Consider the following 18223-nt stretch of genomic DNA (forward strand, 5'->3'; position numbering starts at 1 on the left):
TGGCTGCGTAAATCTTTGATTCTTTGAGGTTATCCACATGTCCGGCCACTCAAAATGGGCCACAATCAAGCATAAAAAGGGCGCGCTGGACGCGAAGCGCGGCAAGATCTTTACCCGTCTGATCAAGGAAATCACCATGGCCGCCAAGAGCGGCGGGGGCGACGTTGAAGGCAATCCGCGCCTGCGCACGGCGGTTGCTGCCGCCAAGGCTGAGAACATGCCTGCAGACAACATCAAGAGGGCCATCCAGCGCGGCACCGGCGAACTTGAAGGCGTGAGCTATGAAGAAATCACCTTTGAGGGTTATGGTCCCGGCGGCGTGGCCCTGCTGGTGGAAGTCACCACCGACAATCGCAACCGCACGGTAAGCGAAATCCGCCATGCCTTTACCAAGGGCGGCGGAAACATGGGTGAAGCCGGCTCCGTCTCGTGGATGTTCCAGAAAAAAGGCTCCATCGTGGTTTCCAAAGCCAAGTCCAAGGAAGATGATCTAATGAACATCGTTCTTGAGCAGGGCGGCGATGACCTGAGCGACGATGGCGAGAACTGGGAAATCACCACTGCTCCCAATGCCTTTGAAACCGTCCTGGAAGCGGTAAAAAAATCCGGCGCTGAGATTGTGCATTCAGAAATCGGCATGATTCCGCAGACTTATATGAAGCTGGAAGGCGCTGCCGCCAACTCCATGATCCGCCTGCTGGAAACGCTGGAAGATACCGACGACGTTCAGAACGTTTATTCAAATTTTGACGTTGACCAGAAGACGCTGGAAGAAGTCAGCTAAGCCAGCACATCAATTGACGTTGTTAAACAACCGCCGGAGAACTCACAAGGCGGTGGTTTACTTCACCAGATTCGTCGGACACTGTACGAATCAAACGCCACGTCATTGCTAAGGATCGGAACGTTCTCCGCCTGGGCCTGGGCAATCAGCATACGATCAAACGGGTCTTTGTGCGGCCCCGGCAATAAGCCAGCGCGCACAGCGTGGTCGGTGGAAATAGGCAGACCTTCAAAACGTTCCCGGGCCATGTAGCCAGCAAAGTACGCCAGCAGATCGCCGGCGTCCGGTAGCTTTCCGATCCGGAACTTTGTCGCGATCTCCCAGGCCGAAGCGGAGCTTACAAGGACAGTATTGGCTGCTCGTGCAAGGTGCTTCCTCGCCGATGCGGGCAGCGCGGGATCATCCGTCAGCCACCAGAGAAGCGCGTGCGTGTCAATGAGCAAGCGCATTCGCAGCTATTCCCAGCGCGCCAGTTCTTCGTCTGCTAGCGGTTCAAAAAACTCCGGGCCAGCATGTAATTTGCCGCGCAACGCGCCCGGCTGACGACGACCTTTTACATCGGCTATGGGGACAAGGCGGACAACCGGCTCAGGGCCGCGTGCGATCACAACCTCTTCCCCCTGGCACGCTTGTTCTATCAACTTCGAGAGGTTGGTTTTAGCTTCATGGATGGTAAAGGTCTTCATAATGATTAGCTAATCTATATTAGCTAATTGGAGTAGCGGATTGCAAGAGGAATTTATAAAGACGTGCTCTCAAATCGTATTGCTTGGCCCCCACGTCTCTCCGCGTCTCCGGTGTGGATTTTGCTCTTCCGTTCTAGAGACGCTCTATAATGCACTCACGCCGATGACCGAGCCCTCCACTCCGTTGATGCGGCAATATGCCGCTATCAAAAAGCAGCATCCCAACGCGCTGCTCTTTTTCCGTCTGGGAGATTTTTACGAACTGTTTTTTGAAGACGCGGTAGTGGCCGCGCGAGAGCTGCAAATCACGCTGACCTCGCGCAATAAAGAAAAAGACCACGCCATTCCCATGTGCGGTGTGCCTTATCATGCGGCGGAAAATTATCTTTCCAAGCTGCTGCGCAAGGGCTTTAAGGTTGCCATCTGTGAGCAGATGGAACTTCCCAGCGCGGCTACAAAACTGGTCCGTCGCGAGGTCACAAGGGTGCTTACGCCCGGGACGGCGATCGATTCCAGCGTAGGCTCGGAGGAAAACAACTTTCTTGCAGCATTGGCGCGGGCATCCGGCGCGGTGGGGCTGGCGGCACTGGATCTTTCCACCGGCGAATTTCGTGCCACCGAATTTCGCGGCCCTGACGCAGAGCGCCGGATTGTGGAAGAGCTGCAGCAATTGCGTCCGCGGGAAGTTCTATATCCTTCCGGCCTGCCATTGTTTGACCAGCCGCCCTTGAACAGCGAGAAAACGAACAGCGCGGAAACTCAGGCCGAGCCTAAAGATCAATCAGCTCAGGCGCAGACGAACCAGTCCGGCACAGGCGCGGCTTTGCAACAGACCGGCGGCGCCATGCGCTTTACTGAAACGCCGCTGGAAGACTGGGTCTTCAGCCCCGATTATGCCGTGCCTCTGCTGGAAAACAAGCTGGGCGTGCTGTCGCTTGAGGGCTTTGGCTTGCAGGGTCGTCCGGCGGCGGCCACGGCGGCGGGAGCAATTCTGCATTATGTCCGCTCCACGCAGCGCGGAACGCTGGAGCACGTGGACCGCATCGGTTTTTATGATCGCCAGGAATATCTGGTGCTCGACGCCGTTACCGTCCGCAATCTCGAGCTAGTCGAGCCACTGTTTGCCAACACCAGCAGCGAGGTAACTCTGTTCCGCGCGCTCGACGCCACACTCACGCCCATGGGCAAGCGCCTGCTGCGGTCATGGATGCTGCGGCCTTCGATTGACATTAACGAAATCAATCGCCGCCTCGACGCCGTAGAGGCGGGCGTAAAGGAATTCGTGGCTCGTGAAGAGCTGCGGCGTGCGCTGGAAGGCGTCCTGGATATCGAGCGGTTGCTGAGCCGTGTGACGCTTGAGACGGCCAACCCGCGCGACGTTCTGGCGCTCTGTGCCAGCCTCAATCGTATTCCAAGAATCAAGGTAGCGTTGAACAGATTGGCCGCGACTCGCTTGACAGAATTAAATAATCTGCTGGACGAAATGTCTGACCTGCGCGAACGAATTGAAAAAACTGTGGTCGCCGAGCCGCCGCTTACGCTGGCGGATGGCGGCGTGATCCAGCCTGAGGTCGATAAAGAGTTAGACGACTTGCGCAACCTCAGCCGCAACTCCAAACAGTACATCGCGCAAATTGAAGAGCGTGAGCGCAAACGGACCGGCATCAACTCGCTCAAGGTCAAGTTTAATTCTGTTTTCGGTTATTACATAGAAATCAGCAAGGCCAACCTGCATCACACACCGCAGGATTATGAGCGCAAACAGACGCTGGTGAACGCCGAGCGCTTCACCACGCCGGAATTGAAAGAGTACGAAGCCAAGGTACTCGATGCGCAGGAGAAGATTGTCGAGATCGAGCGCAGATTATTCATCGAACTACGCACGGCAATTGCCGCCGAGGCGCGGCGTATACGGCAGACGTCACTGGCGCTGGCTGAGGTAGATGTGCTGGGATCAATGGCGTTCATCGCACAAAACCGGGGCTATTGCCGCCCGCAGTTTTCAGCCACGCCCGCAGAAAAGCGCGTAGAGAATCCCTCTACGGAAGCCGACGAACTGGAAATCATTGGCGGCCGCCATCCTGTGCTGGAACAGCTTGAGCTAACCGGCAGCAATGACCGTTTTGTACCGAATGATCTTTATCTCAACTCCAGCAGCCACAGCATTCTGCTGATCACCGGCCCCAACATGGGCGGTAAATCAACGTATCTGAGGCAAACAGCGCTCGCCGTGTTGATGGCGCAGATGGGCGGATTTGTTCCGGCGCGCTCGGCTCGGCTGCCTGTGATTGACCGAATCTTTACTCGCATTGGCGCAGGCGACAACCTGGCGCGTGGCCGCTCCACCTTCATGGTGGAAATGACCGAGACGGCTGCCATCCTGAACACCGCCACGCCGCGTTCACTGATTCTGCTCGATGAGATTGGCCGCGGGACATCCACTTATGACGGTCTCGCCATCGCCTGGGCCGTGGTTGAGTACATACATGCGACCAGCCGCGCCAAGACGCTCTTTGCCACGCACTATCACGAACTGACGGAGCTTGAACGCCTTGAAGGCGTAAAGAACTTCCATGTTTCAGTGAAGGAAAATGCGGGCGGGATTGTCTTCCTGCGCAAAGTGGAACCCGGGGCGGCAGATCGCAGCTATGGCATCGAAGTTGGCAAGCTGGCGGGCCTGCCGCCTGAAGTTGTTGTGCGCGCCCGCGAAGTGCTGCATGAACATGAAAACGCCGAGCATGAGACCACGGCGCATCTCTCTCCCGGCGCGCGGGAGCCTGAACCGCAAATACAGTTGACGATGTTCACGCCGCTCTCGCAGAAAATTGTGGACCGGCTGCGCGAGGCCGACCTGAATAATCTCACGCCGCTTGAGGCACTCAACCTGCTGCATGAACTGAAGAAGCAGATCTAGCGCACCGAACATCGATCATGGGCTGCTACTTGCGATTCCGAATTTTGTTGAGTCTGGTACTTGCGTCAATGCCATCATTTGCGCAGTCCCCTGCACAGGATAGGCGCATCAGCGTAAACCGGGGCGAATGGTCCGCTCAGACTGTTTCTCTATTTAATACATGGGGAGGCTTGGATTCCAACCCCGGCAGAGTACTGACGATTCCCTCTCCTGACGGCAAGAAAACCATTCAAGTCAGGAATGAGAGAGTTGGCATTGTTATAGACGGTAAAACTTACCGCACAAAACTGGGAGAGAAGACAAGCGCGGAGTTGGGCTGGGCCCCTGATTCGCAGCATTTTTTTCTGACATGGACCGGCGGTGGAGACACCGGAACGTGGCATACGGAACTGTACTCGATCACGAAATCAGGGATAAGACAGATCACTGCATTTGAGAACCACGTCCGTAGCGACTTTGAGCGTAGAATGCGGCATTTGCCCATGCCCAAAGAATTTGGCCGTACGATAGACCAGCACTTTTGGCTGGACGCCCAATATTGTGAAGCGAACATTGTCGGAGCCCAGTGGCTTAACGGTTCGCGAGAGCTTTTGGTTTCCGCGCTCGTGCCTAATGTGGGGGACTGCCGTTACATGTCGAAATTTGAAGTGTATCGAGTTGAGGTCCCCACTGGAAGGATTCTCCAACGTTATCAACCACGCGAGGCTTACAAACAGTTCGACCGGAAAAGTTTGCCCAGGATTGCCGAGGACTAAGGCAGACTCCAAAGTATCAACGGTTGGCTCGTCGCTGAAATTCGTATAATCGAACAGGCATGGCAAAAACCACCTCACAGGACCTTCGCCAGCAGGTTGGCCAGTTATTGATCCTGGGCTATGACGGGCTGGCCGTCGATAGCAAGCTGCGTACCACGTTGAGCACGCTCCAGCCCAGCGGCGTGATCCTGTTCGCGCGCAATATCGAAGAACCTAAACAGACGTGGTGTTTGCTGCGCGATTCGCAAGCCACCACGCCGGTCCCAATGTTTCTTTGTGTCGATCTGGAAGGCGGGACTGTTGATCGCCTGAAAAAAGTGATTGCGCCTGCGCCGTCCGTTGAGCAGGTATTTGCCACCGGCAATCGCAAACTCTTCCGCATGCACGGAAAGATACTTGGTCTGGAAGCACGGGCACTGGGCTTCAACACGGACTTTGCTCCGGTCTTCGATCTCGGCTTTGAAGCTTCGCGCTCAGTGTTGACCAGCCGAACTGCATCGGCCGATCCCAAAGAAACAATTGCGTATGCGCGCGCATTTTTGCGCGGCCTAAAGGATTCCAAGGTGCTCGGTTGCGGCAAGCACTTCCCTGGCCTGGGTGAGGGCAATCTGGACAGCCACCATGCGATGCCAGTCGTTCAGAAGAGCTGGAAAGCCATGTGGGCGGAAGACCTGCTGCCTTACCGCGAGCTTCGTTCACAGATTCCACTTGTGATGGTGGCGCACGCGTCTTATCCGGAGGTCACCAATAACAAGGTGCCTGCGTCGCTCTCAAAGAAGTGGATGCAGGACGTGCTGCGCAAGAAAATTGGCTATAAAGGCCTCATCATCTCTGACGATCTGGAGATGGGCGGAGTGCTTTCCACCGGCGAAATTGAAGACGTGGCCGTGGAAACACTGCGCGCCGGGGCTGACATGTTTCTGGTGTGTCACAACCAGGAGTTGGTGTGGCGCGGCTTTGAAGCTGTGTTACGCACCGCTGAGCGCGACCGTAAATTTGCCGCACACGTGGCGCAGGCCGCGCAGCGGGTGATGGCTTTCAAAAAGCGTTCCGCTGAGTTGCGCGGCTTTTCCGCCGAACCCAAAGCCAAAGTTGTGGACCACCTAAAGAAGATCGTCACCGATTTCACGCGAATCGTCGGCGGTGAAGTAATTGACGACCGGCTGCACACCGCGCGGGAGATCAACGTTTGATCGTCGCCGGAGTCATGAGCGGGACTTCCGCCGATGGTGTCGATGTGGCCGTTATAAGCATTCAGGGCCGCGGCTCCTATCTCAGCTTTGACCTGCTACTGCACAACCATTCGGAATATCCACCGGCAATCCGCAAGGCCGTACTTGCCGCGATGAATGCCCGCCAGATTAGCGTGGCTGAACTCTCACGTCTTAATTTTCGGCTGGGCGACTTCTATGCTGAAGCCGTACGCAAAGCGCACAAGAAATCGGGCCAGGCCACGCTTGACCTTGTGGGCTGCCACGGACAGACCATCTATCATCAGGGAACGGCAGCTCCCTATCTGGGGAAAAATATCGCGTGCACTTGGCAGACCGGTGAAGGATCTGTAATAGCCGCGAGGCTGGGAGTGCCGGTCGTCTCTGATTTTCGACCGGCAGACATGGCTGCGGGCGGCAGGGGTGCGCCGCTGGTACCGTTGCTCGACTATGCGATCTTTCGTTCCCCGCATAAAGGACGCATCGTGCAGAACATAGGCGGGATCGCCAATCTCACCGCGATTCCAGCGGGCGGCTCGCCGGACGACCTTGTAGCGTTTGATACCGGCCCGGGCAACATGCTGATTGACCAGCTCATGCAAATGCTGTTCAAGAAAGATTACGATCATAGGGGAGCAGTTGCGCGCAAAGGATCGGTGCTTCAACCGGTGCTGGAACAATCGTTGAACGCACCTTACTTCAAGCAGAAGCCGCCAAAGACGGCGGGCCGTGAAGAGTTCGGCAGCGAATACGCCAAGGACTTTTTGCGCCGTTGCGGCCGGGCCGCCAAGGCTGATGTGATTGCCACGGCAACAGCGCTCACTGCGATGTCCATGGCGCATGCGCTGAGGATCTTCATTCTTAAAAAAAGTAATTATCGCGACTGGGTGGTCTCCGGCGGCGGCACAAAGAATATCGCCCTGATGGACATGCTCAGAAAAGAAGCTGAGAGCATGGGACTGTGGCTCCGTCATTCTGACGATTTCGGTATTCCCAGCCAGGCCAAGGAAGCAGTGGCTTTCGCGCTGTTGGCATACCAGACATTTAACGGCCTGCCGGGCAACGTGCCTTCGGCCACAGGAGCAAAGAAACCAGCGGTACTGGGAAAAGTTTCGTATGTTTAACGTCTCTAACCACAAAGGACACGAAGGTTCACGAAGGCTGTTTCCGTCGAAAGCCGATCACCTTCGTGTCACTTCGTGCCCTTTGTGGTTGAAGCTTTTTTGCCTGCTGCTGTGCGCCAGCCTTCTTTCCTGCTCTAAGCGTCCGGACGCAAACACCGTGGTGATGATCATTGAAAGCAGCCCTACGAATCTTGATCCGCGCGTGGGCACGGATGCGCAGTCAGAGCGCATTGACGAGTTGATCTTCGATCCGCTCGTGCATCGCGATGAACACTTCAACATGCGGCCATGGGTAGCAGAAAAGTGGCAGATTCCTGATCCCAAAACGTATGTCTTCCATCTACGCCGGGGGATTCACTTTCATGACGGACGTTCACTAACGTCGCGCGACGTGAAATGGACGCTGGACAGCGTCCGAGATGGATCGCTGACAACGCTGAAAGCCACAACTTACAATCTAATCGACCGCGTTGACGCGCCCGATGACTCCACGCTCATCATCCATCTTTCCGAGCCTGACGGCACGCTGCTATACAACGTGTCTGACGGAGTTTTCGGCATTGTGCCGTATGGCAGCGGCAAGCCCTTCAATCGCCATCCCATTGGCTCAGGGCCATTCACGTTTGTCTCTCAGGATCCTGACACTGAGGTAGTTCTGCAGCGGAATGACAATTACTGGGGCCAGCGTGCCCAAGTGGAACGTGTCCGACTAACCATTGTGCCGGACGCCACCACGCGCGCGCTGGAACTGCGTAAAGGCAGTGCGGACATTTCTCCAGGCGGCTCACTCAGCGCGGACATGATTGGCACGCTCCGCCGCTACCGCAATCTTGAGATCGAGCAGCAATCGGGCACGATACTTGCTTATCTGGCCTTCAATCTGCGCGACCCGATCTTGAAAGATATTCGCGTGCGGCAGGCGCTGGCATATGCGATTGATCGCGGCGCCGTATTGCATTATTTGTTCGGCGACGAGGGCCGGCTGGCCGACAGCGTGCTTCCACCGCAGCACTGGGCTTACAACGGAGACGTAGCGCACTATGCCTATGATCCTGCAAAGGCAAATGCGATTCTGGACGCGGCAGGCTACGCGCGGGGCGCAGATGGCGTGCGTTTTCACCTGACCATGAAGACTTCGACGGAAGAAACCACGCGCCTGCTGGCGGCGGTAATGCAACAGCAGCTCAGGCAGGTGGGGATTGCACTGGATATCCGCAGCTTTGAGTTTGCCACGTTCTACGCCGACGTGATGAAAGGCGCGTTCCAGCTTTACTCCTTGCGCTGGGTCGGCGGCAATGAAGACCCGGACATTTTCTATTACGCGTTTCACTCTTCCAGCTTCCCGCCTAAACATGCCAACCGTGGTTATTATGTGAACCCGGAAATGGACAGCCTGATCGATGCAGGACGCAGCACCACGGACCAGGAAAAACGCAAGCAGATCTATGCCCAGGTTCAAAAGATATTGGCTCGCGATCTGCCCTACATCAACCTCTGGTACTTTGATAATGTTGTGGTGCATTCCGCGCGCGTGCGGGATCTGCATGTGAATCCGGCGGGAAACTACGACTTTTTGACGACGATTGAGTTGGCGAAGTAAAGGCCTGATCGCTAATCAAACTTGAGCGACTCCATAGTCTTGGCAAGGTCGTTCATTTGTCGCTCATCATTGGCACGGAACTCGAAAAACAATAAGTATCCCCGCGACGCAGTATCAAACATTGAGACATAGGCCTTCTCTTTTCCGCCGGCCATGTCGGCACGAATAAATTTTCGTCCACCGATCATTTGTTCCTGAAGAGGACGCAATGCTTTCATTGTGCCAATTTGCGTGAGTAGCTTCGCATTATCTCCGGGTTTGTCCTGTATACCATTGCGCTCCAGGGCCCATATATGTACGTATGGGAGGGGAGGGTAGTCCTGGGCAGGAACCGCATCAGGAGCGGCCACAAACAGGTTATACATCCAAAGCGCATGGGCTGATAGAACCGTGGTCCCTGGCTTGGCTTGGGCATCAGCCTTAGCTTTGGCTTGGGCGTTTTTTTCACCCTCTTCATGGCTTTTACGATTCTGCTGCATCCGCAAGGCGTCGTCTTTCAACGCCCAGCCTTTAGGAAACTCATAATGAAATTTAAAGTAAGGAGATTCCACGATGCCATTCGAGATGTTGATGGAGTCTGGTTCAATCTTGTCCTTACCGGCGGCAAAAGACAAAAGCAGAAGAAGAGGTATCCCCAATCGCAATTTCATCAGCTCCGAACCTTTCTTTTGACGGATGTGGAGTATAGCACTTCTCATGGAAGAAATTTACTTGAGGAAAATCTTATGCTCCATTCGAGCATCAGGAAATTTTTAGATCCAATCCAGAACAGCGGGCAGAACTTATGCATAACTGCTGGACTGGCCTGAGATAGCGCCTGCAGCGATGCGATCTGGAATGTTAGTATCAGGTACTCATGCAGATTCTTTTCATTGGCGATATCTTCGGCAGTCCAGGGCGCAAGATCGTGCGCGACCACCTGGGCCATGTAGTGGAGACCAACAAAGTTGATTTAGTAATCGCGAACGCGGAAAACTCCGCAGGCGGATTTGGGCTCACCCCTGCCATTGCCGACGAGCTTTTTGATCTCGGATGCCACGTGCTCACCACCGGCAACCACGTCTGGGACAAGCGCGAGATTGTTGATTACTTCAATTCGGCCAATGGCGATCCCAGCGGACGAGCGCGGAAAGTGTTGCGTCCCGCAAATTATGCGGAAGGCGTGCCCGGCATTGGTGTCTACGAGGGCTGCACCGCGCAGGGGCAGAAATTTGCCGTCATCAATTTACAAGGCCGCGTCTTTATGCAAGATACTGACGATCCTTTCCGCAAAGCCGATGCACTGCTGGCAAAGATCAGCAGCAAGGTAGTGATCGTTGATTTCCATGCTGAAGCCACGTCAGAAAAAATCGCACTGGGCTGGTACCTTGATGGACGCGTGACGGCTGTCCTGGGCACGCACACTCACGTGCCGACGGCAGACACAAGGGTCTTACCGGGGGGCACAGCGTATCAAACCGATGTCGGAATGACTGGCCCGTATGATAGCGTGATCGGCGTGCAGAAAGAGCAGGTTCTACAGCGCTTCCTGACTGGGCTGCCGGGCCGGTTTGAGGCCGCCAAGGGCGATCCGCGATTTTGCGCGGTACTGATTGGTTGCGATGAAACCACAGGTCGCGCGCATTCCGTGCAGCGGCTGATGCTGGGCGAATAGATTAAAAAGCAGCCCATTCGCGGGCTGCTTTTTTGTTGAAGCGCGTGGTTCTTTACTTGCTGGCTTTCTTTTTCGTAGTAGCCTTCTTCGCAGGACCCTTCCTGGCCGGCGTTTTGGCTGCAGGTTTGGCGCCCGGCACTTCACCCTTGATCATGGTGAACATGAACGGGTCAGGCGTGTACTCTGAGATCACTCCGATCACGTCCACGCTGGAACCGACTGCAGGTGGCTTGGTCATCGGCTTGTCCATGGTAACGCGCATGTCAGCCTTGTTGGCCGTCTGGTTGTCCTCGCTGAGCGCAACCTCCAGCGTGCTGGCATCCGGAGCTGCGATCACCTTCACTCCGGGCATCTTCAGCTTGGCTTCGCCATTTTTCTCTTTTGACTGGATGAACGCCCACACTTTTTCGGCGGCATCTTTGTTCGCGGGAGTCTTGTCACGGCAGGAAAGCACGAGTTCATAGTCGCTAAACGAAAGCTGGCTGGGATCATTCTGCTGCACAGCCTGGGCGGCCAGGTCGCACGGCGTGGGCGCCAGCGGAATGCTGGCGACAAAATTCGGCGGTGGAGCAGTCTCTGTGGCGGCGGTAGCCATGCGCTGGTTCCAGTCATCCGTGTTGCCGTGGTACTTCTTGTACCTTGAGAGAAAATACGGCGACCAAGCCTGGAAAGCCTGGGGATTTTGCTTTTGCGCAATGCTCAGCGCCTTGGCGCCATACCAGAAGCCCAGAGGATCCATGGGATTCGATTCCAAGAGCGCGATGGCAATCTGATAGTTGTTGCCCAGGTCGTTGGGATCGACTTTCAGCGCCTGCTCATAATATTTGCGCGCAGCGGCGTAATCTTTTTGCTGCAAAGCACCGAAGGCTGCCGTGCCGGCGAAGATATCAGTCATCTGGTTGCGCAGCTTTTCCTGGTCCGCAGCAGAAACGTCCGCGGGTTTCCAGTTGGGCAGTTCCTGCAAGCCGCGCTCGGCATCGCCACGGGCTTTTGCGCCAGTGGCCGCATCTTTAATCTGGCCGCGCTCAAGAAAGACCACGATGGCCAAAGCACGCACATTGTTCGGCTCAATCGTAAGAATCTGTCTGGCAATCTGCTCAACTTTTTGCTGGTTGTTGGCCTGCTGGTAGGCCCCCATGGCCTGCTCCAGCGCGTCAATCTTGACGATGCTGTTGGGATATTGGGCGACAAACGCTTCCATCGCCGCGCCTTTGGCTGCCGGATCCGTGGTATTTAACGCGGTGATATAGGCGTTATATTCCGCCGGATCTTTAATCACTTTCTGGCTGGTGGGAAGATTGGCCTGATCGCCACCTGCAGCGGGCTGTTGACCGGCGGTCGGTTGGCCGGCGGGTGGTTGCGCCGGCGGCTGTTGCGATGGTGAACTTCCCTGACCCCAGGCTGCTGTGGTTAGCGCAAGCACAAACGTGACAAGCACTCTTTTCATTGAGTTTTGCTCCTTCAGTACATCTCTGCCAGATTTGTGGCCCAATGTTCCAAGAACATCTCTTGCTCGGCTGGTCCTTTTCCGCTAAAAACTTAGAGGCACGGATTATAAAAGACACACCCCACATTTAGGCAAGCTCTACATAAAATGGCACTTTACTGCTCAGATGCAGAGTCACTGGCGATAGTTACCCTTAGGCACACCCGTCCCATCGGTATTTCCAGCTTTTATGGCCCCGAGCCACTCTTTCGTCAAAGTCAGACATCGGCCCGCAATCGCGACAACTACTTTCTAAACGTGAAAGTTCAATGAAAATCAATTTTGGGCGATCCACGGCAGGACGCGGTATCCTGCCAGATTAGACACCGGCCTGGATAAAACGTTCCTGAATGCCGCAAAAAAGGAAAGCTATTGGGAGTAAGCTTCTTAAAGTTAAGGACGGAAAGCATATGGACCATATTTTGAACGGCAAAATTGCGCTGGTCACCGGCGGAGGACGCGGAATTGGCGCCGCCATCGCTCTTAAACTGGCGGGCTTGGGTGCAACTACCATTGTCTGCGGACGCACGCTGGCCCGCCTGCAACACACGGCAGGCCAGATCCGCGCGGCAGGCGGCCAGGGTGAAGCCATGGCCTGCGATGTCGCCGACTGGAACTCAGTGGCCGCGCTGGCGGATCGTGTGCAAAAGACGTTTGGCCGGCTCGATGTGCTGGTCAACAATGCCGGGATCGGCACATTTGGCGGCCCGCTGCACACCATGCCCACGGACAAATGGGACGCCATGTTCAACACCAACCTGCGCGGCGTCTTTTATATGATTCGGGCCTTTGCGCCAATCATGATCTCCACCGGCGGTGGCGACATTGTGAATATTTCATCGCTGGCCGGAAAAAATGCCGTGCCGAAAGGCGCAGCTTACTCGGCCACAAAATGGGGGCTGAACGGACTGACGTATTCCGTGGCAGAGGAACTGCGCGGACACAAAATCCGGGTGGCTGTCGTCTGTCCCGGGTCGACGCTGACGGAGTTCGGAGCGCATGAAGGCAAGAGCCCGGACAAAATGCTGATTGCGGAAGACGTGGCCCATGCGGTGGAAATGCTGGTTACCTTGAGACCGCAGGCGTTCATCAGCGAGGTGCTTTTAAGACCGACGCAAAAGCCGTGAGGGGATCGCCGACATCGCCGTAACCTGAAAACCAGTTCACCGCAAAGGGCGCGAAGGTCGCAAAGGAAAATTGGAGATGTAAGGAAGCAACCGAGATCGGGTGATCCGGTGATCGCACGTGATCGGGTGACCGAAAACCAGACAGCAATCATAAGCTTCTGGTTTTCTTTCATTTGCTTTTTATCTTTGATCCTTTGCGTCCTTCGCGACCTTTGCGGTGAAATGTTTTTCAGATCATCGGATCACCGAACTACGCGCGATCACCCGATCCGCTTTTCCGGCACCATCACCGGCTCTTGTGGAGCCAGTGGCTTGCCGGCGTTGGCGGGCACGGGAACCAGCAGAGCTTCTTTGCGATAGACCAGATTGCTGGCGTTGAACGTGGCCAGCTTAAAGCCGTGGCCGTGCGTGATGGCGTCTGTGGGACAAGCTTCAACACAATATCCGCAGAAGATGCAGCGGTTGTAATCGATGTTATAGACCTTGGCATAGCGCTCAGCGCCGCTGATGCGGTTCTCTTCAGTGTTTTCGGCGGCTTCAATGTAAATGCAGTTTGAGGGGCACGCGGCCGCGCACAGGAAACAGGCAACGCATTTTTCCAGGCCGTTTTCATCGCGCTGCAACTCATGCAGCCCACGGAAGCGCTCCTGAAAAACCGCGCCCTCATTCGGCAGCTTTTTGTTGGGATAATCCTCAACAATGGTAGGAGCAAACATCTCCCGCAGGGTCACGGACATTCCCTTCGCGATGCCAGCCAGGTCGCCAAAGACACGAAAGATCGACATGCAGACAAGTATAATTCGGAACCACAAAGGACACAAAGGAGCAAGAAGGGAGTGGGGGGCAGCGTGGCGCGATCATCAAAAAATGATCATTTTAGTTGAATCCAGAACTCCAAATGCACCTGCGCCACAAGCTTAGAGATCGCGACTCGATCAACATTCTCCGGCAGCGGCAAGATAGCGACTGCCTCTTCCACTTCCCTGGCTAAACTTCTTGCGTGAGCCAAAACCCGATCCAGAGTCCACTCTCCACTACGCACTTCAATCAGCAAGTCCTTTTCCGGGCGCGGCAGGGTGATGCGTTTATGCGCCATGAGTTCCAGACATTCGTACAGCAGCCGCAGGCCGTGCATGGCGGCCTTAGTGTCATAGCCGAACTTGCCGATGTACTCTGGCCTCTGTCCTTTTTTACCGCTTCCCTTTTCGCCCGTGAGCCTCTTAAATTGGTCGTCGGCAAATCCAAGAAATTGTTTGGCTGAGTTGCGCGACAGGAACAGTTCGCGGTTTGCTTGAATCTTCCTCCATGTCTCGGACGCGACTTCCTGCGGTTCAGCAAACAGAAAATGCAGAGCCGTGGCATTGCCCTTGGCCGCCATGGCCGCCCATTTACGAAGAGAGTAGAGAGTTACGTCAACATCGTCAGGCCCGTTGCGGCGCTCATCTCCAGCCGTGGACCAAACGAAGTGTTCGCTGGGATTAAGGCCAAGTGCTTGTTCCTGTTGTTCGACATAAACGCCATAAAGATCGGTGTCATCTGTCTGCCCGACTTTGGCGCCATGCAATTCCGAGCCGCCGACAAAGAGGTGAATGAGATTCTTCGGATGGTCAAAGCCGGAGAGCGCAACCAAGTCTAAAAGCGTTCTTTTGAGTTCTTTTTTCATCTAGCCCTTTTGAGAAACGCACAGTCCTTCCTGCCCACTTCGCACGCTTATGAAAGCGCTGCTCATGATGGCCGACAAATACCGCGGATATTACAGATAGGCCAATATCGTGAAATTGTTCCGCCCAGAAATTGGTTACCCTCCGCCCCCAGAACCCTCGCTCACCAAAGCTTTTCCACAACAGCGTCTTGGTGAACGACTGATGTCCACGCGCCTTGTCGCTCGCCAGGATCATAAACCAACAGTAGGAAAGGAGAATTGTGTGGCCGATCGATTGAGAGGAACGGTGATGCAACGAATCATCCAGCGGCAGGTTAGGATTGCGTGCGGTGACTGACGGATAGATGAGCCAGCATCAAGCCCTCTGCTTCAGCTTTTCGCATTGATGCGGCTGTCATCACAGTTCCGAAGTGGAAATTGCGCGTGGTTCGCGTCATACTATAGAGATGAATGCCAAACCCGCCGCAGCCCTTGAACCTGACCACGAGGAAATCCTCGAGTGGATTGAAGCTTTTGATGAAGTTATTGACCAGGAAGGCCCTGGCCAGGGTACCCGCCTGCTGGAAGCCCTTACGCGGCGCGCCCAACAGTCCGGCGTGGACGTTCCCGTCCATCTGAATACCCCTTATGTCAACACAATTCCTGTCTCGGAAGAGGTTCCCTATCCCGGTGATCGTGCCATGGAGCGGCGCATCAAGAGCCTGATCCGCTGGAACGCGATGGCCATGGTCCATCGCCAGAACAAGAAAGACCCCGGCATTGGCGGTCACATCTCCACATATTCTTCTCTGGCTACGCTGCTTGAAGTCGGCTACAACCATTTCTTCTATGCCAACCATGGCGACGAACCGGGCGACTTTGTTTACTTCCAGGGACACGCCTCACCGGGCGTTTATGCACGCGCATTTCTTGAAGGGCGACTGACGCAGGAGCAGGTTGAAAATTATCGCCATGAGCTGCGCGACAAGCCGGGCTTGTCGTCATACCCGCACCCGTGGCTGATGCCAAGTTTCTGGCGCTTCCCTACTGTGTCGATGGGACTAGGCCCGCTGAACGCTATCTACCAGGCGCGTTTCATGCGCTATCTTGAGAATCGCGGCCTGATCAAGCCGACCCCGCGCAAAGTGTGGGCGTTCATTGGTGACGGTGAAACCGACGAGCCTGAAGTTCTGGGCTCACAGCTGACGCTGGCTGCCCGCGAGAAGCTGGATAACCTCATCTTTGTGGTGAACTGCAACCTGCAACGGCTCGACGGCCCCGTTCGCGGCAACGGAAAGATCATCAACGAACTGGAAGCTGCCTTCCGCGGCACCGGATGGAATGTAATCAAGGTGCTCTGGGGCTCCGGCTGGGACGAGCTCCTGGCCCGCGACCACTCCGGCATGTTGATCAAGCGCATGGAAGAGTGCGTTGACGGCGAGTACCAGGCCTTCAAAGCCAAAGACGGCGCTTATGTGCGCAAGGAGTTTTTCGGAAAATATCCGGAGACAGCGGCCCTGGTGGCTGACTGGACTGATGACGAGATCTTCCACCTGCAGCGCGGCGGTCTTGATCCGCAAAAGGTCTACAACGCTTACAAGCGAGCCATGGACCACAAAGGCGGCCCAACGGTGATCCTGGCCAAGACGATCAAGGGCTACGGCCTTGGATCGGCGCAGGCCCGCAACGCCACGCATCAGGAAAAGAAGATGACCGACGAAGCGCTCACCGCGTTTCGCTCGCGCTTTGAAATTCCCATTCCCGATAAGGCCGCCCAGGAAGGCTCGCTCTACCGGCCACCGGAAGACAGCCCGGAGATCCAATACCTGCTTGAGCGACGCAAAGAGCTGGGCGGGTTCATGCCCAAACGCGATGCCCGCAAGGGCGTGCGCGGATTCGAAGCCCCAAGTCTAGAAACTTTCAAGGAATCGCTGGAAGGATCAAAAGGCCGCGCCGTCTCTACCACAATGGGTTTCGTGAGCATGCTGCGCAACCTGATGAAAGACCCCAAGGTCGGTAAGCTGGTGGTGCCAATTATTCCCGACGAAGCCCGCACGTTCGGCATGGAGTCAATCATCCGGCAGGTTGGCATTTATGCCAGCCAGGGCCAGCTTTATAAACCGCACGATGTCGATATGCTGCTCTATTATCGCGAAGCCAAAGAGGGGCAGATATTGGAAGAAGGCATCACTGAAGCCGGATCAATGGCCTCTATGACCGCCGCCGGAACCGCATATTCCAATTATCGCGTGCCGATGATCCCATTCTTCACTTATTACTCCATGTTCGGCTTCCAGCGCGTTGGCGATCTCATCTGGGCATTTGCCGATGCGCGTGGCAAAGGCTTTTTGATGGGCGGCACCGCTGGTCGCACCACGCTGCTGGGCGAAGGCCTGCAACACCAGGATGGACACAGCACGCTGGTGGCCAGCACGGTCCCAACGTGTGCGATCTACGATCCGGCGTTCGTTTATGAAACCGCCGTCATAGTGCAGGACGGAATTCGCCGCATGTACCAGGAAGGCGAAGACCGCTTCTACTACATCATGATCTATAACGAAGATTACCCCATGCCGGAAATGCCCAAGGGCGTGGAAGAAGGCATTATCAAGGGCATTTACAAGTACAAAGCCGCTGAAGGCAAGAAGGCTGACGTACATCTCTTTGGCAGCGGTCCAATTTTCAATGAAGCCCTAAAGGCCCAGCAGATTCTCGCAGAAAAATATAGCGTGCAGGCCGATGTATGGAGCGTGACCAGCTACAACGAGTTGCGGCGTGAAGCTCTGACCATAGAGCGCTGGAACCGCCTGCATCCGGCAGAGAAGCCGAAGCAGCCGTACATCCTCTCTACGCTCGAAAAAGCAAAAGCTGAAGGGCCGATCGTCGCCGCTTCAGATTATATGAAGGCTATTCCAGACCAGCTGGCGCCCTGGCTCGGCACGCGGCTCGTCACACTGGGAACGGATGGTTTTGGGCGCAGCGATAACCGTGAACACCTGCGCCGGCACTTTGAGATCAATGCTGCGTCCATCGCTACGGCGGCGCTTTCACGGCTGGCCCGCGATGGAAAATTTGATCCCAAGAAAGCGCAAAAAGCGTTCGCGGACCTTGGTGTAAATATAGACAAGGGTGATCCTGCCCGGGCCTAAGCACCAGCTTTTTCTTAGTCTTACAAGGATATCTCACCTCTCCGTAGAGACGTAGTACGCTACGTCTCTACAAATCCCGTACGCCCAGAAT

15 protein-coding genes are annotated in these 18223 nt (G+C 55.5%); 9 read left to right on the top strand and 6 right to left on the bottom strand.

Annotated elements, in window-relative coordinates:
• Nucleotides 1-37: 37 nt before the first annotated feature.
• Nucleotides 38-784 (top strand): YebC/PmpR family DNA-binding transcriptional regulator, encoded by a 747-nt coding sequence (locus LAO76_23590; GenBank protein ID MBZ5493915.1) that lies wholly within the window; start codon nucleotides 38-40, stop codon nucleotides 782-784.
• Nucleotides 785-846: 62 nt separating this feature from the next.
• Here LAO76_23590 and LAO76_23595 read toward each other — a convergent pair whose 3' ends face one another.
• Together LAO76_23595 and LAO76_23600 are read right to left on the bottom strand one after the other, a co-directional pair.
• Nucleotides 847-1233, bottom strand: a complete 387-nt coding sequence (locus LAO76_23595) for a type II toxin-antitoxin system VapC family toxin (protein MBZ5493916.1) — start codon at nucleotides 1231-1233, stop codon at nucleotides 847-849.
• Nucleotides 1234-1239: 6 nt separating this feature from the next.
• Nucleotides 1240-1470, bottom strand: coding sequence for a type II toxin-antitoxin system prevent-host-death family antitoxin (locus LAO76_23600; GenBank protein ID MBZ5493917.1), 231 nt, complete (start codon nucleotides 1468-1470; stop codon nucleotides 1240-1242).
• A gap of 163 nt (nucleotides 1471-1633) precedes the next feature.
• Between LAO76_23600 and mutS the strand changes: the two genes are divergently transcribed.
• The 5 genes from mutS (at nucleotide 1634) to LAO76_23625 (ending at nucleotide 9074) form a co-directional block, all read left to right on the top strand.
• Nucleotides 1634-4384, top strand: a complete 2751-nt coding sequence (gene mutS / locus LAO76_23605; GenBank protein ID MBZ5493918.1) for a DNA mismatch repair protein MutS — start codon at nucleotides 1634-1636, stop codon at nucleotides 4382-4384.
• Between the two features lie 170 nt (nucleotides 4385-4554).
• Nucleotides 4555-5139 carry a hypothetical protein gene (locus LAO76_23610; protein MBZ5493919.1) on the top strand — a complete coding sequence of 195 codons (585 nt, stop codon included), beginning with the start codon at nucleotides 4555-4557 and terminating at the stop codon, nucleotides 5137-5139.
• Between the two features lie 59 nt (nucleotides 5140-5198).
• Entirely contained in the window at nucleotides 5199-6332 is a 1134-nt protein-coding gene (gene nagZ / locus LAO76_23615) for a beta-N-acetylhexosaminidase (GenBank protein ID MBZ5493920.1), read from the top strand.
• Nucleotides 6333-6346: 14 nt separating this feature from the next.
• Complete coding sequence (locus LAO76_23620) at nucleotides 6347-7474, top strand: anhydro-N-acetylmuramic acid kinase (protein ID MBZ5493921.1); 1128 nt, start codon at nucleotides 6347-6349, stop codon at nucleotides 7472-7474.
• Between the two features lie 163 nt (nucleotides 7475-7637).
• Nucleotides 7638-9074: an ABC transporter substrate-binding protein gene (locus LAO76_23625; GenBank protein ID MBZ5493922.1), complete on the top strand. Its 1437-nt coding sequence runs from the start codon at nucleotides 7638-7640 to the stop codon at nucleotides 9072-9074.
• An 11-nt stretch (nucleotides 9075-9085) separates the two neighbouring features.
• On the opposite strand, the gene LAO76_23630 is transcribed toward LAO76_23625, so the two are convergent.
• Nucleotides 9086-9724 (bottom strand): hypothetical protein, encoded by a 639-nt coding sequence (locus LAO76_23630; GenBank protein MBZ5493923.1) that lies wholly within the window; start codon nucleotides 9722-9724, stop codon nucleotides 9086-9088.
• 206 nt (nucleotides 9725-9930) lie between these two features.
• Here LAO76_23630 and LAO76_23635 point away from each other — a divergent pair, with 206 nt between their 5' ends.
• Nucleotides 9931-10728 carry a TIGR00282 family metallophosphoesterase gene (locus tag LAO76_23635; protein ID MBZ5493924.1) on the top strand — a complete coding sequence of 266 codons (798 nt, stop codon included), beginning with the start codon at nucleotides 9931-9933 and terminating at the stop codon, nucleotides 10726-10728.
• A gap of 52 nt (nucleotides 10729-10780) precedes the next feature.
• Here the strand turns inward: LAO76_23635 and LAO76_23640 are convergent, their stop codons facing one another.
• On the bottom strand, nucleotides 10781-12175 hold the full coding sequence (locus tag LAO76_23640) for a tetratricopeptide repeat protein (GenBank protein MBZ5493925.1): 1395 nt from the start codon (nucleotides 12173-12175) through the stop codon (nucleotides 10781-10783).
• 449 nt (nucleotides 12176-12624) lie between these two features.
• Here LAO76_23640 and LAO76_23645 point away from each other — a divergent pair, with 449 nt between their 5' ends.
• Nucleotides 12625-13341, top strand: a complete 717-nt coding sequence (locus tag LAO76_23645; protein MBZ5493926.1) for an SDR family oxidoreductase — start codon at nucleotides 12625-12627, stop codon at nucleotides 13339-13341.
• Nucleotides 13342-13601: 260 nt separating this feature from the next.
• On the opposite strand, the gene nuoI is transcribed toward LAO76_23645, so the two are convergent.
• Nucleotides 13602-14126: an NADH-quinone oxidoreductase subunit NuoI gene (gene nuoI, locus LAO76_23650; GenBank protein MBZ5493927.1), complete on the bottom strand. Its 525-nt coding sequence runs from the start codon at nucleotides 14124-14126 to the stop codon at nucleotides 13602-13604.
• Nucleotides 14127-14212: 86 nt separating this feature from the next.
• Nucleotides 14213-15004 carry a nucleotidyltransferase domain-containing protein gene (locus tag LAO76_23655; protein MBZ5493928.1) on the bottom strand — a complete coding sequence of 264 codons (792 nt, stop codon included), beginning with the start codon at nucleotides 15002-15004 and terminating at the stop codon, nucleotides 14213-14215.
• A gap of 446 nt (nucleotides 15005-15450) precedes the next feature.
• Between LAO76_23655 and aceE the strand changes: the two genes are divergently transcribed.
• Nucleotides 15451-18132, top strand: a complete 2682-nt coding sequence (aceE, locus tag LAO76_23660) for a pyruvate dehydrogenase (acetyl-transferring), homodimeric type (protein MBZ5493929.1) — start codon at nucleotides 15451-15453, stop codon at nucleotides 18130-18132.
• Nucleotides 18133-18223: the final 91 nt, after the last annotated feature.

It is taken from the genome of Terriglobia bacterium (genome assembly GCA_020072645.1).
Lineage (GTDB): Bacteria > Acidobacteriota > Terriglobia > Terriglobales > Acidobacteriaceae > Angelobacter.